Source organism: Acidovorax sp. SUPP2539, assembly GCF_030158975.1.
Lineage (GTDB): Bacteria > Pseudomonadota > Gammaproteobacteria > Burkholderiales > Burkholderiaceae_C > Paracidovorax.
Genome location: NZ_BQXJ01000001.1, coordinates 1,557,574 through 1,571,895, shown reverse-complemented (window position 1 = coordinate 1,571,895; position 14,322 = coordinate 1,557,574). Strand labels below are relative to the sequence as shown.

At 63.3% G+C, this 14,322-nt stretch carries 16 protein-coding genes; 6 read left to right on the top strand and 10 right to left on the bottom strand.

Annotated elements, in window-relative coordinates; genetic code table 11:
• The first annotated feature begins 5 nt into the window (after positions 1 to 5).
• Positions 6 to 1,196 carry a PepSY-associated TM helix domain-containing protein gene (locus tag AVTE2539_RS07245; RefSeq protein ID WP_502868877.1) on the top strand — a complete coding sequence of 397 codons (1,191 nt, stop codon included), beginning with the start codon at positions 6 to 8 and terminating at the stop codon, positions 1,194 to 1,196.
• On the opposite strand, the gene AVTE2539_RS07240 is transcribed toward AVTE2539_RS07245, so the two are convergent.
• From AVTE2539_RS07240 to AVTE2539_RS07230, 3 genes are all read right to left on the bottom strand, one after another.
• Positions 1,186 to 2,697, bottom strand: a complete 1,512-nt coding sequence (locus AVTE2539_RS07240; RefSeq protein WP_284403549.1) for a tripartite tricarboxylate transporter permease — start codon at positions 2,695 to 2,697, stop codon at positions 1,186 to 1,188. The two genes, AVTE2539_RS07245 and AVTE2539_RS07240, sit on opposite strands and share 11 nt — an antisense overlap.
• Positions 2,697 to 3,263, bottom strand: coding sequence for a tripartite tricarboxylate transporter TctB family protein (locus AVTE2539_RS07235; protein ID WP_272563978.1), 567 nt, complete (start codon positions 3,261 to 3,263; stop codon positions 2,697 to 2,699). Before AVTE2539_RS07235 ends, AVTE2539_RS07240 begins: the two co-directional genes overlap by 1 nt.
• Before the next feature lie 134 nt (positions 3,264 to 3,397).
• Positions 3,398 to 4,357 (bottom strand): Bug family tripartite tricarboxylate transporter substrate binding protein, encoded by a 960-nt coding sequence (locus AVTE2539_RS07230; protein ID WP_272563979.1) that lies wholly within the window; start codon positions 4,355 to 4,357, stop codon positions 3,398 to 3,400.
• Positions 4,358 to 4,487: 130 nt separating this feature from the next.
• Between AVTE2539_RS07230 and AVTE2539_RS07225 the strand changes: the two genes are divergently transcribed.
• The 5 genes from AVTE2539_RS07225 to AVTE2539_RS07205 all read left to right on the top strand — a co-directional run bounded on the left by AVTE2539_RS07225 (position 4,488) and on the right by AVTE2539_RS07205 (position 8,724).
• Complete coding sequence (locus AVTE2539_RS07225; protein ID WP_272563980.1) at positions 4,488 to 5,171, top strand: response regulator transcription factor; 684 nt, start codon at positions 4,488 to 4,490, stop codon at positions 5,169 to 5,171.
• Positions 5,168 to 6,628: a sensor histidine kinase gene (locus AVTE2539_RS07220; RefSeq protein WP_284409263.1), complete on the top strand. Its 1,461-nt coding sequence runs from the start codon at positions 5,168 to 5,170 to the stop codon at positions 6,626 to 6,628. The genes AVTE2539_RS07225 and AVTE2539_RS07220 overlap by 4 nt, the downstream gene beginning before the upstream one ends.
• Positions 6,625 to 7,044: an RNA-binding S4 domain-containing protein gene (locus AVTE2539_RS07215; RefSeq protein ID WP_284409260.1), complete on the top strand. Its 420-nt coding sequence runs from the start codon at positions 6,625 to 6,627 to the stop codon at positions 7,042 to 7,044. The genes AVTE2539_RS07220 and AVTE2539_RS07215 overlap by 4 nt, the downstream gene beginning before the upstream one ends.
• Positions 7,045 to 7,813: 769 nt before the next feature.
• A complete protein-coding gene (locus AVTE2539_RS07210) occupies positions 7,814 to 8,260 on the top strand; it encodes a hypothetical protein (protein ID WP_284409257.1) in 447 nt (148 codons plus the stop codon).
• Between the two features lie 284 nt (positions 8,261 to 8,544).
• The gene (locus AVTE2539_RS07205) at positions 8,545 to 8,724 is read left to right on the top strand and encodes a hypothetical protein (protein ID WP_272563984.1); all 180 of its coding nucleotides are present in this window, start codon (positions 8,545 to 8,547) and stop codon (positions 8,722 to 8,724) included.
• 107 nt (positions 8,725 to 8,831) lie between these two features.
• Here the strand turns inward: AVTE2539_RS07205 and AVTE2539_RS07200 are convergent, their stop codons facing one another.
• The 7 genes from AVTE2539_RS07200 to AVTE2539_RS07170 all read right to left on the bottom strand — a co-directional run bounded on the left by AVTE2539_RS07200 (position 8,832) and on the right by AVTE2539_RS07170 (position 14,322).
• Positions 8,832 to 9,212 (bottom strand): hypothetical protein, encoded by a 381-nt coding sequence (locus tag AVTE2539_RS07200; protein WP_284409255.1) that lies wholly within the window; start codon positions 9,210 to 9,212, stop codon positions 8,832 to 8,834.
• Between the two features lie 384 nt (positions 9,213 to 9,596).
• Positions 9,597 to 10,163, bottom strand: coding sequence for a recombinase family protein (locus AVTE2539_RS07195; RefSeq protein WP_284409252.1), 567 nt, complete (start codon positions 10,161 to 10,163; stop codon positions 9,597 to 9,599).
• Between the two features lie 592 nt (positions 10,164 to 10,755).
• Positions 10,756 to 10,989 carry a hypothetical protein gene (locus AVTE2539_RS07190; protein ID WP_284409250.1) on the bottom strand — a complete coding sequence of 78 codons (234 nt, stop codon included), beginning with the start codon at positions 10,987 to 10,989 and terminating at the stop codon, positions 10,756 to 10,758.
• A 264-nt stretch (positions 10,990 to 11,253) separates the two neighbouring features.
• On the bottom strand, positions 11,254 to 12,357 hold the full coding sequence (locus AVTE2539_RS07185) for a zonular occludens toxin domain-containing protein (protein WP_284409247.1): 1,104 nt from the start codon (positions 12,355 to 12,357) through the stop codon (positions 11,254 to 11,256).
• Positions 12,354 to 12,641: a DUF2523 domain-containing protein gene (locus tag AVTE2539_RS07180; protein WP_284409245.1), complete on the bottom strand. Its 288-nt coding sequence runs from the start codon at positions 12,639 to 12,641 to the stop codon at positions 12,354 to 12,356. Before AVTE2539_RS07180 ends, AVTE2539_RS07185 begins: the two co-directional genes overlap by 4 nt.
• The gene (locus tag AVTE2539_RS07175) at positions 12,638 to 14,131 is read right to left on the bottom strand and encodes a hypothetical protein (protein WP_284409243.1); all 1,494 of its coding nucleotides are present in this window, start codon (positions 14,129 to 14,131) and stop codon (positions 12,638 to 12,640) included. Before AVTE2539_RS07175 ends, AVTE2539_RS07180 begins: the two co-directional genes overlap by 4 nt.
• Entirely contained in the window at positions 14,131 to 14,322 is a 192-nt protein-coding gene (locus AVTE2539_RS07170; RefSeq protein ID WP_284409240.1) for a hypothetical protein, read from the bottom strand. The genes AVTE2539_RS07175 and AVTE2539_RS07170 overlap by 1 nt, the downstream gene beginning before the upstream one ends.

Here is a 14,322-nt window from a genome sequence, read left to right as displayed (position 1 = left end):
CGACCATGCTGACTGCACGCTCCCTCAAGACCTGGACCTGGCTGCACAAGTGGAGCAGCCTGGTCTGCACCGTGTTCATGCTGCTGCTGTGCCTCACAGGCCTGCCGCTGATCTTCCACCACGAGATCGGGCACCTGCTGGGCACCGAGGTGGAAGCCCCGCCCATGCCCGCCGGCACGCCGCACGTCAGCCTGGACCGCGTGCTGGACGTGGCGCGCGCGCAGCACCCGGACCGCGTGGTGCAGTTCGCCTCGCAGCCCGAGGACAGCACCGACCTGTGGTTCGCCACCCTCACGCCCACGCCCGCCCCCACCGAGGATTTCCGCTCGGTGGCGGTGGATGCGCGCACCGGCGCCCTGCTGGCGCAGCCGCGCTTCGACGAGGGGTTCATGTACGTGATGTTCAAGCTGCACGTGGACCTGTTCGCGGGCCTGGCGGGCAAGCTGTTCCTGGGCTTCATGGGTTTGCTGCTGCTGGTGGCCATCGTCACGGGCGTGGTGCTGTACGCACCCTTCATGCGCAAGCTGCGCTTCGGCGAGGTGCGGCGCGAACGCTCGACGCGCGTGAAGTGGCTCGACCTGCACAACCTGCTGGGCATCGTCACGCTGGTGTGGGCCTTCATGGTGGGCGGCACCGGCATGATCAACACCTGGGCCGATCTGCTCGTCAAATACTGGCAGTACGACGAACTGAGCGCGCTGCTGGCGCCCTACAACGGCCAGCCGATCACGCCCGTGGCCGAGCGCGCCTCGGTGCAGAAATCGCTGGACGCGGCCCTGGCCCGCGCACCGGGCACCAAGCTGTCGTTCATCGCGTTTCCGGGCACGTCGTTTTCCAGCCCGCACCACCACACGTTCTTCCTGCGCGGCAACGAGCCGCTCACGTCGCGGCTGCTGCAGCCGGTGCTGGTGGATGCCAAGACGGCGGAGGTGACCGCCGCGCCCAAACTGCCCTGGTACCTCGTGGCCCTGCTGGTGTCGCAGCCGCTGCACTTCGGCGACTACGGCGGCATGCCGATGAAGATCCTCTGGGCGCTGCTGGACATCGCCACCATCATCGTGCTGGGCAGCGGGCTCTACCTCTGGCTGGGCCGCAGGGCCGCCAGCCCGGCGACCACTTCCCCCGGAAAAACCGCCAGCGGAGAAGCCGCCCTGGCCTCCCCGCTGACGACGGCACGCGCACCGATCAAGCGGTAGCCAGGGCCAGGCGCCGCGCGGCCCACCCGCGCATCAGGCGGGGCACGACCAGCACCGCCACCACGATGACCATCAGCGTGAGCGACATGGGCCGCGTGACGAAGATCGACCAGCTGCCCTCGCCGATCGAGATCGCATTGCGCATCTGCGCTTCGGCCAGGGGCCCGAGGATCATGCCCACGACGACCGGTGCGGTGGGGAAATCGAACCGGCGCATCAGCACGCCCAGCACGCCGATGCCATACAGCAGGAACAGGTCGAACGCGCTCTGGCGCATGCCGTAGGCCCCCACCGTGGCGAAGATCAGGATGCCCGCATACAACTGGGGCTTCGGAATCTTGAGCAGCTTGACCCACAGGCCCACCATGGGCAGGTTCAGCACCAGCAGCATCACGTTGCCGATGTACAGCGAGGCGATCAGCGCCCACACCAGCGTGGCCGACGTGGTGAACAGCTGCGGGCCGGGGTTGATGCCGTAGTTCTGGAACGCGCCCAGCAGCACGGCCGTCGTGTTGGAGGTCGGGATGCCCAGCGTGAGCAGCGGGATCATCGCGGCCGTCACCGTGGCGTTGTTGGCGGCCTCGGGGCCCGCCACGCCTTCGATGGCACCTTCCTTGCCGAACTCGGCCTTGTCATCGCCCTTGGCCAGCTTCTTCTCGGTGGCGTAGCTCAGGAAGGTCGGGATCTCCGTGCCGCCGGCGGGAATGCAGCCGAACGGCGTGCCGATCAGCGTGCCGCGCAGCCAGGCAGGAATGGAGCGCTTCCAGTCGCGCGCCGTCATGTGCACGCGCCCCATGCGGTTTTGCGTGTCCACCACCCGGCCTTCGTACATGGCGGCATACAGCACCTCGGCCACGGCGAACAGGCCCACGGCCACCAGCACGATGTCGATGCCGTCCAGCAGTTCGGGCTGGCCGGCCGTGTAGCGCGCCGCGCCGGAGATCTGGTCCATGCCGACCAGGCCGGCGGCCAGGCCCACGAACAGCGCTGTGAGGCCGCGCACCGTGCTCTTGCCCAGCACCGCGCTCACGGTGGTGAAGGCCAGCACCATCAGCATGAAATATTCCGGCGGCCCCAGGCGAACGGCGAAGTCGGCCACGTAGGGGGCGAACAGCGTCACCACCACGGTGGCGATGGTGCCGGCGACGAACGAGCCGATGGCCGCCGTGGCCAGCGCCGCACCCGCGCGCCCGCTCTTGGCCATCTTGTTGCCCTCCATGGCCGTGACCATGCTCGCCGTCTCCCCGGGCGTGTTCAGCAGGATCGAAGTGGTCGATCCGCCATACATCGCGCCGTAGTAGATGCCGGCGAAGAAGATCATCGAGGCCGTGACCTCGACCTTGGCCGTGATCGGCAGCAGCATGGCCACCGCGACGGCGGGGCCGATGCCCGGCAGCACGCCCACGGCGGTGCCCAGCGCGCAGCCCACCAGGGCCCACAGGAGATTGGCCGGAGTGGCCGCGGTGGCGAAGCCCGCCAGCAATGCGTCGAAGATTTCCATCACAGCCACCCTGTTTGCGTGAGGCCCGGCAGGTTGATCGCCAGGAATTGCGTGAAAGCCCAATAGACCGGCGCCGAGATCAGCGCGCCGGTCAGCACGTCCATCGCCCAGGTGCGCGCCGCACCGGCCGACGGCTGCCCGGCCGCCCGGCGAAGCCCCTGCACCGCCAGCACGTAGCACAGCGTGCAGCTCAGGATGAAGCCCACCGTGGCGATCAGCGCTGCATTCAGCAGCAGTCCGGCCGACACCCAGACGAACGCCACCTTGTTGGCGCGCGCGGCGCCGCCGGGCTCGTCCATGGAGCGAAAGCCGCCTGACAGCGCCTCCCACAGCAGCACCCCGCCGCACAAGGCCAGCACCCCTGCCACCAGCCAGGGCAGGAAGCTCGGGCCCACGCCACCGTAGCCCGCGTTCGAGGGAATGCTCACGGCGCCGAAGGCCAGGCCGCCCGCGATCAGCACCACGGCGGCGCCCACGGCCGCCTGCATGCGCGCGCCGGGCACCGTGCTGGGCCCGGGGTCGGGCTCGGCCAGGGAAGGGGGGGAAGAAGCGATAGGCTCCGACATGCTTGTGTCCTCGTCATCCCCCGGGGCCACCGGCACGGGGTGCATTGATTTCAGCGCTGGGGTTCGGCGGCCGCGCAGGTCACGGCGGTGCGCCACCCGGGCCGGGCGCCGCACCGCGTGGGCAACACCGGGGGTCAGACCATGCCGGCCTTGACCATCGTGGCGCGCAGGCTGGCGAACTCGGCATCGACGAACGCGCCGAACTCATCGCCGGCCAGCCATGCGGGCGTCCAGTCGTTCTTCTCCAGCGACTCGGCCCAGCTCTTGCTCTTGAGCGCCTTGGCCACCATGTCCACCAGGCCCTTGCGCTGCTCGGCCGAGATGCCCGGGGCGGCGTACACGCCGCGCCAGTTGCCGATCTCCACGTTGATGCCCTGCTCCTTGAGCGTGGGCACCGAAGAGCCCTTCAGGCGCTGGCCCGAGGTCACCGCCACCGGCACCATCTTCTTGGTGTTGATGTACTCGGCCATCTCGCTGTAGCCGCCACCGCCGATGGTCACGTTGCCGCCCAGGATGGCCGCGATCGCCTCGCCGCCTCCGCGGAACGCCACGTAGTTGATCTTGGCCGGGTCCACACCGGCTTCGCGGGCGATCATCGCCGCGGCGATGTGCTCGGTGGAGCCGCGCGAGCCGCCGCCCCACTTCACGCTGCCAGGGTCCTTCTTGAGCTGGGCGATCACGTCACCCATGGTCTTGAAGGGCGAGCTGGCCGGCAGCACGAACACGTTGTATTCGCTGGTCAGCCGAGCGATCGGCGTGGCCTGCGACAGGTTCACGGGCGGCTTGCCCGTGATGATCCCGCCCACCATCACCGAGCCCATCACCATCAGCGCGTTCGGGTCGCCCTTGCTGGAGTTGACGAACTGCGCCAGGCCGATGGCGCCAGCCGCGCCGCCCTTGTTGTCGTAGGTGACGGACGAGGCCACGCCGGCGTCCTGCAGCGCGCGGCCCAGGGCGCGGCCCGTGGTGTCCCAGCCACCGCCGGGGTTGGCCGGCAGCATCATCTTGACGGCGGTGGCAGCGCGGGCCGACAGCGGCAGCGCGCCGGCCGCGGCCAGGGCCGCCAGGGATTTGAGGAAGGTGTCACGGCGCATCGTTGTCTCCTGGATTCATAGTTGTACGAACGGGCTGATGATGCGCGCCGTTCCTGTCAAACGGCTGTCCGCGCGCTCAGGGTAAACACCCATCTTCGGCGCCGCTGCGAGCGGTGCTAAGGTGCCGCGCATGCAACTGCTTCTCGTGGAAGACGACCCGGCCATGCAGGCCACGCTGCAACGCTCCCTGACCCGCCGCGGCATGGAGGTCACGGCCCTCGGCGACGGCCGCGCCGCCCTCGCGCAATGGACCGCGCGTGCCCCGGATGCCGTCGTGCTGGACCTCACCCTGCCCGGCCTCGACGGCCTGCAGGTACTGCAGCAGGCGCGTGCCAAGGGGCTGCGCACCCCGGTGCTGCTGCTCACCGCACGCGGCACCGTGGGAGACCGTGTGCTGGGCCTGAACGCCGGCGCCGACGACTACCTGCCCAAGCCCTTCGACCTGGACGAACTGGAGGCGCGGCTGCGCGCGCTGGTGCGCCGGACCGGCGAGGCACCTGAGGCCAAATCGGCCTCCAGCACAATCAACATCGCGGCAGTTCGCTATGAAAAAGATAGCGGCGCCATTTACCTGGGCAACGAGGTCATGGAGTTCACCCCGCGCGAACTGGCCCTCATGCACGCCCTGCTCGCCCAGCCCGGCCATGCGGTGACCAAGGAGCGCCTGTACGAACTGGTCTTTCCCGGGCAGCTCGACGTGCAGTACGAGGCCATCGAGGTCGTCGTCTACCGCCTGCGCAAGAAGCTGGTGGGCACCGGCCTCACGCTCATGACCCTGCGGGGGCTGGGCTACCTGCTCAAGGCCGATGCATGAAGCGCGCCGACGCGCGCCCCCGCACGCGATCTCTGCGCCGGCAACTGCTGGTGGGCATCCTGGTGCCCGCCTCGCTGTTCATCGCCTACAACACCCACAGCCTGTACCGGCAGACACTGGCCTCGCTGCACACCGCCTATGACCGCACGCTGCTCGCCTCGGCCAAGAGCATCAGCGAGCAGATCGACGTGACCGGCTACGACGACGCGGCCCAGCTGCGTGCCATCGTTCCCTACTCCGCGCTGGAGGCCTTCGAGGCGGACAACCAAAGCCGCATGTTCTACCGCGTGTCCGACCTGCACGGCGGCTTGGTGTCAGGGTTTGCCGAACTGCCGTTCTGGCACGGCAGCATTCCTGCCCGCCCGCCGTATGCCGCACTGGTGGATTTCTACGACGACCAGTTCCGCGGCCGCCCTGTGCGCGTGGCCGTGCTGCTGCAGCCCGTGGCCACGCCCCAGGGCCGCGGCATGGCCGTGATCCAGGTGGCTGAAACGCTGGAGCTGCGCCAGACACTGGCCCTGCAGATCCTGTGGACCACGCTGGCGCGGCAGGCACTGCTGGTGGTGGCCATCGGCGTCATCGTGGTGCTGGTGGTGCAACAGGCCACGCGCCCTGTGCGGCAGCTCAGCGCGCGGCTGCAGAACCGGCCCGAGGACGACCTGCGCCCCATCTCGGCACCGTCCGCGCCGCGCGAACTGCAGCCGCTCATCGACGCCACCAACCACGTCATGCTGCGACTGTCGCACCTGCTGGCGCACCAGAAACGTTTCGTGCGCGATGCCTCGCACCAATTGCGCACGCCGCTGGCCGTGCTCAAGACCCAGGTGCAGTCCGCGCTGCGTGGCGATGCGCCTCCGGAGCAGGCGCTGCACGAGATCAGAGACACCGTGGAGCGTGCCACCCAGCTGGCCAACCAGATGCTCGCGCTGGCCAAGGTCGAGCAGTTGCGCCAGCAAAGTGCCCCACCCGTGACCCGGCTGGATGAAGAGCTGCGGGCGATTGCCCTGGAACTGTCGCCCCTCATCGCCCAGCGCGACCTGGACTTCGGCATCCACACCGACCCGGCCCCCGTGCAGGCGCACGAATGGATGCTGCGTGAACTCACCCGCAATCTGCTGCACAACGCGATCCGCCATACACCGGTGTCCGGCGTGCTGTCGGTGGAATTGCGCACGGACGGTCGCCACGTGGCGCTGACCGTGGCCGACAGCGGCCCCGGCATCGATGCCGAGCTGGCGCAGCGCCTGTTCCAGCCGTTCTCGGCCGGCGACGTGCGCACCGGGTCCGGACTGGGGCTGGCCATCTGCCAGGAGATCGTGCAAGCGCTGGACGGACAGATCGAGCTGTCCAACCGGATGGACGGCGCACGGGTTGTCGGGCTGGATGCGGTGGTGCGCCTTCCGTTGGCATCGGCCGACAATCCGCCGCCCGCGGATCGGAAGAAAATGGCCGCATGAACCCTCCCGAATCGATGCGCCTGGACAAATGGCTGTGGTGTGCCCGTTTCTACAAAACCCGCTCGCTGGCTGTGGAAGAGATCGGCAAAGGCCGCGTGACCGTCAATGGCCAGGCGGCCAAGGCAGCCAGAGAACTGCGGGCCGGCGATACCGTCGATCTGCGCCAGGGCCCCATGCAGCGCACGGTGCAAGTGCGAGCGCTCAGCGGCATGCGCGGTCCTGCACCTGTGGCGCAATTGCTTTATGAAGAAACGGCGGAAAGCATCGCCGCTCGCGAAAACGCCGCGGAGCAGCGCCGCCTGGCGCCCGAGCCCGCCGCCAGCCTGCATGAAGGCCGGCCGACCAAACGGGATCGCCGCAACATCGACCAAGCGCGTGATTGGGGCAGTCGCTGGAGCGCGTCCGCCGACGATTGACCGGCGGCTCCTCGGCGCCATGCCGGGGCACCGCGCCAAAAGAAATGCCCGCACAGGGGCGGGCAAAGTCGGGCAGGCATTGCGGCCTGGTCACAGCCCGAATTCCTTAGGGGAGGCGATGCCCCGTCCGGTGGAATCCATTTTGAGCACGACCCTTACTCTCCGCTGACAGCACAAAAAAGAATGCCCGCACGAGGCGGGCAAAACTTGCTAAAGAGCAAGAAAGGGAGGTGTCGGCTGGAGGTGCCGACGGGATGAATCATAACCCTCTCACGTTCGAAAAAAGCAGGTCTATCGTTTCGCCTGACGGAATTTGAGAAATATGCTATTCCTGACGTCGATTCTGCACAAATCGAGAGGCCAAGTTCACGGCTTTTGTCACCTGCGCTGATTTGCCGCGATGCAAGCGCCACGCGCGTCAAATTTTTCACATCGCCACAAAAGACGCAAAAAGTTACATAAAACCATGCATCCCTGACTTCCGACTCAGGTTTCTCCTACGCTCTTTTCCGTGGTGAAAGCGCAACCTTTGAACGCACAGGAGACGCTTCAAGTGCGTTTGTTTGTGAACTCCAGCAACAAGGAAAAAAGCGATGCCGATGAGCCCTCCTCCGCAAGACAACCAAAACAGGCAGTTCAACCGGAGCGCCTCACACGCTCAACCGCCCATCAGCAGGTAATTCGCTGCCTCCACCCTGAACCCTTTTTTTACCCACTAATTAAAGACTTGGCCAAAAGGCGTAAGTCATTGCCCAACCCACCCCATCCCATGGACAACTACCCGGCAAGGAGCGCGAAACATCGCGGCCTCATGCAACAGTTCACCCCCTTGAACCTCTCCACCGATTGGGCGGAATACAACGTGATCAAAGCCCGCGGCGTCCGCATCGTGGCGTTGTCCGGCCAGGCCGCCTACTCGGCCAACGGCTACACCGTGCAGAACGCGGCAGGCTGCATCGAGATCACCGGCGGAAAAGTCGGGGTGCACGGCACCATGCTGATGATCGGATTCACCCTGGATGCAGCGGCACCGCCACCCGCGTTCGAAATCTTGTCGGGCGATGCTGTTGGAATGATGACGCTGCCGGCCCATTGTTTTGCCGCCTATGCCGCGATTGCAAACACGACTGGCGCCCACTTTCGCATTGGCGCGGATGGGATACTCAATGCACTGGCCACGGATGCGGCCTCGCTGTACCTGACGTCTGCCACCTGAGGCCGTCTTCGGTCGCAAAAAACATGCGCAAAGCCAGCGGCTAATGGGTGGAACTGACATGCGCTGGCCGCACTTACCGCATCTCACAGGGTGTATCCACGCCCTCGAACTATCATCGCCTCGCCTGGCCAGGTGACGGGGTCTCAGGCCAACGCCGTGTCCACTCGCGGTGAAGGCGTTTGTGCTCAGCGCGCGCGCGTCGAGCGCATTCACCCTGTCTTTTTTTGTGGCCTGATAAAGCGCATCCACAATGCAAGGCTTCAACCACTCTCCACCCCACTCCGATGCGTGAACAACTGACAGCACGGCTTGCGCAACTCAAGAGCGAGCTTTCTGCAGGCGAGCAGCAACTCCGGCAACTGGAAGCGCGGCAAGCTGAACTCAGCCATACCCTGATGCGCATCCGTGGAGCGATCCAGGTTCTGGAGGAACTGGAACAGGAAACCGCGCCGCGGGGCGACTGAGCGCAACGGAATCCACACGCTCTGCGGCGCCTCGCCGGAGCCACTCATTCCCAATGGACAAGCCACCGATTGATGGTGGCTGCCCATGGATTCAGATGTGTGCAATTTCAGCGAGGCAAAACGGTATTGGGGGTCTTGCCTGCGTCATGCGTTGGTTGCTCGTCGGCTAACGGGGCATCGGGCTCGACCAGACTTCCCGCGGCAGCCCCGCCCAACGCGCCCGCCACGGCACCGACGGTGCCACCCACGAATACTCCGACAGGCCCTGCCACGGCCGCACCAACGGCCGCGCCTGCGGCCGTACCGGCCATGACACCGCCGCCCATCAGCGAAGATTTCGATTCGCGCTCGGCCTCCTCAGGCGACAGCGCGTATTGGGCCGCCACGGCCGGGTCCTGCGAAGGAATGCCGTGACCGGGACGGGCCTGCTCGGCCAAGTCAGTGCCGGCAGGTCTTGTTTCAGCCAGGGGCGTATGAGATGCGTTCATGGTGGGCTCCTTTGAGGTTGTCGCTTCGCAGGCGAAATGCCCGCTGCCATTCCGTTGTAAAGAGCCCATCACCCTCGCCTCGCCGTCCCGAACACCGCGTGGATGTCGGACGACACGCAATCGCGGCAAATTACTTGACCCAGGTCATTTCTGGCAGGGTGCGGATCGAAATCTGCGCCACGGCGCAGGCATGGCGCGTTCAAAACGGCAACCCGGTCGAAACGAAAAACCCGCCGAAGCGGGTTTTGAAAAGAACGCTATCGCGGGCGCAGGGAGCGGCATCGATATGCCGTCCTGCGCTGATGCCACCGCTCAAAAGGAAAAAGCCCCAAGTGAAAAATCACTTGGGGCTTTTGTACCTGGCGGAAACGGATGTTTGTGGCCCTACGAAACGTTGCGTACACGCTGCAGTGCGCGCTTCACAACCGAGGTCGACACACCGTATTTTGTTGATAGCCCAGCCTGCGTTATCCCTCCGGCTCGGTACTCAGCAACCAGCCTGACTTCATCTTCGGGACTCAGCGCCCGCACTCTTCCGGGAATCCGGCCCCTCTCCCTAGCCGCGATCTGACCCGCAATAGATCTCTCCCTGATCATCGACCGCTCGAGCTGGGCAACCGCGCCCAGGATTTGAACGACAAACACGCCCATGCTGTTGGTCGTGTCCAGCGGCTCGGTCACGCTCTTGATGGTGGCACCGACGCGATCGAGATGACGGAGCATATCCAGCAAATCGAACAAGCTGCGAGCTATTCGGTCGATCTTGTAGACGACAAGTACATCGCCCTTCCCCAGGTTGGAGAGACACCGCGCCAACTCCTGCCGGCCACGCCTAGTAGCACCGCTGGCCTTCTCTTGATAAATCCTCTCACAGCCAGCCTTGACCAGTGCATCCAGCTGCAGTGCTGTGTCCTGATCTTGGGTGCTGACCCTTGCATATCCGATGAGCATCGATGTCCCTTTCTGGGACGGAAATGTATGGCCCGGTCAATCGCGTGAAGGTCCAAAGTATCGCGCTAGGACTTAAGGGCTAGGTCAGTGGAATATGCAGGGCGCATCCACTTCGTGGACCGGGCTCTGGCCTTCGGTTGAGCCAACTCGCCAGGCTCTGTCTCCGTCTCGGGGATCAGCACTGCGCGTGCGGGGCATCACACCTGTGCTCGGGGATCCACATTGCGCTCATGGGGCCATGCACTCATGCTCAAGGCAAGCCGCCGCGGCTGTCGGCGTGCGGCGCTGCGCTTGCCCACCTCGGCCGCTCTGGCGCGCGTTGCGCGTGAGGAGCGAGGCACATGTGCTCGGGGTGTATCACTGCGCGCAGGGGGTGTTGCACACATGCTCGGGGCCGATCATTCGATGGGGCAGCGCCTAGCGCGCCGTCTCAATCACTGCGTGACTAACGATCCCTTGCGCGGGGGACAGTTAGCGCCCTGGCGATGACATAAGGCACAGGGTGAGGTGAGGTCCTACATGGGGTTTGTCACCCCATACCCCGACCCCGGAAAGCAGACACAAGGTCTGCAACCGGGGCCCCGTTTGTCTCTCAGAAAGGAGCGGGGGGGAAGTAGTGCACGATGGCGGCGGCGACTACAGCCATGAGCAAACAGATGACCAAAACCAATGACCAATGCCATTCAAACGGTTTTTGCTCAGGCAATACAAAATCTCTATGCGTTGCCTTTTCGGATGCCGAATAGGTAGCGTTTCTTTCGTTATAACGCATGCCATTTTTACGCGCGTAGTCTTGGCGGTAATAGTCTCTGTCCTCAATGCCCATACAGCCTCCCTACCGAGATTCTAGAAGGTCAGACATTGACAGACCAAGGATGCTGTCTAGGCAACGGTGAATAGCCGCTTCGAAGGCTTTAGCCCAAGCTTTGAACGCAACCACTGCACAAAAGCACGTTTGTAAGCCAGCTCATGACAAGCGCGAAGACGACGACAGCGAAGGGCCTTCCTGCTGTGATAGGCCTCCCAGTCTTCAACAGTCAATGGTGGTCTGCTCATGGCTCTATTATGAAGTTTTAAGACATGTGAAACATCAGAAGTTCACAGGCCTAGGGTGACTGTCTGGATACTGTTCACGCAACGCTCGGCGCAGATCAAGGAGGCCGTGGCCAGACTCCGCCGGAGGGACAAACTTTGGGGGAGGAGAAACAGCAAGCACCTCATTGTCTGGAATGGTGCCACCAGTAAGCACCACCGCTGGCGGTTTGGTGATGGCTTTGCAGGCCTCGGGCTCACGGTCAAGCGACTTGCCGGTAGTGTCGTAGCACCGGCAGGCTGTAGCAGTAGCCATGCAGCCGGCAAACACAGGGACAGAAGCCGCAGGAGAGGCAGGAGCAGCGACAGCAACGGGACTGAGGGTGTCGACAGGGCTAGACGCCGCAAGGGCCGCAGGCGGGGCGCCAGGGGCCTTTGCGCCTGGCTGCGGTGCCTGAGCGACCTGGGCAGGTTTGGCTTGGCCTCCAGCGAAGCGATCTGCCAGTCTGGCATAGGTCGTTGGAGCCATCACGCCAACACCAACGATGCCAGCCAGAATGAACCACACCAGGCCGGGGATGCGCCGCGGTTGCTTCGTATGCAGATCTGCGCTCTTGTACAGCTTGAACACCTTTTTGCTGTAGCGCCAAGGGGACTTGGTCATGCTCTTTGCGTAGAGCAAACCGCGGGAGACGTGATCCCATTCGTAAACGATGGCCATGGGCATGTTGGCAATGCGGCGCACGTGTAAATGGCGACCACCCAAGGCGTGGATGTTCTTGTCCACCAGCATGACATTCTGCGTGATGATGATGAAGTCAACCCCCATGTGGCGATGGGTCTCCAGGGCTTCGATATCGGCCGGCACCGCGCTGCCGTTGGCCCTTGGCTTCCAGTGCCGCTGGACCTCGTCGAAGACGATGACACTGCCAGGCTTGGCCCAGGTGTGCCAATCGCGAAGGCCTTGGTTGTCTCCACCGTCGATGAGCTCGTGATCCAACAACAGCCCGTTGATGTTGGTGTAAATCGTACGAGGGTGCATGGTGATGACACCGTCCGCCCCTTCTTGGGGAATGTGCGTGCCAACCAGCGGCAGCAGCAGCTTCTCGATTGTGTAAAGCGTTTTTCCGGCACCAGGCGTGCCAGTAATGACGGTGATCATCCTGGGTTCTTCCCGAGAATTTGGGTTGCGGACTGGATCTGCCACAGCAGGAGCTTTGTGGTGATGGCACCGAGGATCATCCCAACGCCGGTGCCGCCGCCTGCGTACAGAAACAAATTCAGCATGTCGGCAGGCAAAGTGTTGATGCCACCCTTCACCAGATCCTTGACCTGGCCGACGGCGATCTGAAAGCCAGTGATCGTGACGACGCTGAAACCGATGGAGGTCAGGATGCGTGCGATGAGCGGCTGCATCATCGACAGAAGCCATGTTCCGATCTTCATGCGTCGGCCTTTCCAGGCATCACGATGAACAGCGCGCCGAGTGCGCACATCAAAAGGAGCAGGGGTCGCACATAGGTTGCGACATAACTGCACGTCTGCGGCCAGTCGTACACCATGACGGAACGGCCGTTGATGTTGGCGAACACAGAGGCAGGGCACGACCCACTGCCCCAACTGTTTTCCACCTGGTAAGTCACATCGAAGGTCGCCTTTGGAATGTCGCCGTCTGGTGTGTCCAAATCAGGTTTTTCGCAGGCCAAGACACCAGGGTTCTGCTTGCAGAAATCCGGCTTGTCCTCAGCCGTCGAATCGTCATTTGTCTCGGTGACTGTGTCGTTGTTGGTGATCGTGTCACCGGTCACGTTGTTGGTGATCGTTGTGTTGTTTACCGTGGTGGTGTTGTACGTGACCTTGTTATCGGTGTAGCTCACGTTGTGCGTAGCCGTTGAGGTCTCGGTGCGCGTTGCAGGCTGGGTATTGGACGAGCCGGGAGGCGCTTGATTGGTGGTGCCTGGCTGAACCTGAATTTGCGTGGAAACCCGTTTTTGCTCACCAGGCACGCTAGATGGGCCAGACACCGAGGTGTCAGGTCCGGAAGCGCCAAATGGGTCAATTCCAGCGCTTGTTATGGCTTGCTCCACAATTCGAGGAGTCAAAATTGGGGCCTCTGGTTCATCCATGTATTGAGCAATGTCATCCATGGATGCGGGCAGGTTATCTACCCAATTTGACAGCTGAGAGAGAATCGGCATGCTAATCCACACTGTTTCCCTCTGCCCGCTCACGGAATCGCGATATGCGACATCAAACCAACAACTTGATTTTGTGGAGCCGGCATTAGAAATAGACGGACCATTTCTGCCAATTTTTGGATATTCAGCCATCGTATGAGCCTGCAACGCACTGCACGCTGCTTGATAACTCCCAAACCAGCCAGTAATGTTTTGTATTTGGTATTGATAACCATCACCTTTTTGCCGCATTAACCAAGGCTTTTCCGGATAATCAGCAGGATTAGGATTGGGAGTAACACCGCGTTGGGCGAACCAGTCAGCCACAAGGGGCACGCCAACCATTAATGCCGTTGCTCCAACTGGGCCGGTTAACAAACCGCCCACAGCGCGAGCGAATCCCGCACGCGTGATTGGTGCTTTTGCTACAGCTTCTACCACCTTGCCAGTATTGCCGAGAGGTGTCTTTACAGTACCGCCCATCACCACGCCGGTGCCATTTTGAGCAAGCCCATAATTCCCCACTCGGCCCGTAGCATTTGGGAGGCCATACGCCGAAGTTGTCCAAGGCGTACCAGTTCCAGAGGCTATGGTTATGGTAGATGTATTGCCAAGGACATTTCCATAGGCCGCCTGCAGCGTTGCAAGCCGAGCATTTGGATATGTGGACGCATCGACTACCGAAACGCCACCCAAAGCAAAAGCAGCAACGATCCAGCGAACAACATTTCGAGAGAAGAAGGCATTTCTATCTTTCATTAGTCGTGATCCGGATTAATGCTGAATAGATTCAAAACCTGCTTGGCGCCCCAGATCACCACGCAGGCGCCAATCACCAAGCCGAACAAGGCGAGCAGGTCCGCCATGCGGTCTTCATTCGGTGGGGCCGGCTCCACCTGCACGACCACCGTCACGGTGTCCGTGGACGCTGTGGCGGTGTTCGTGGCCAT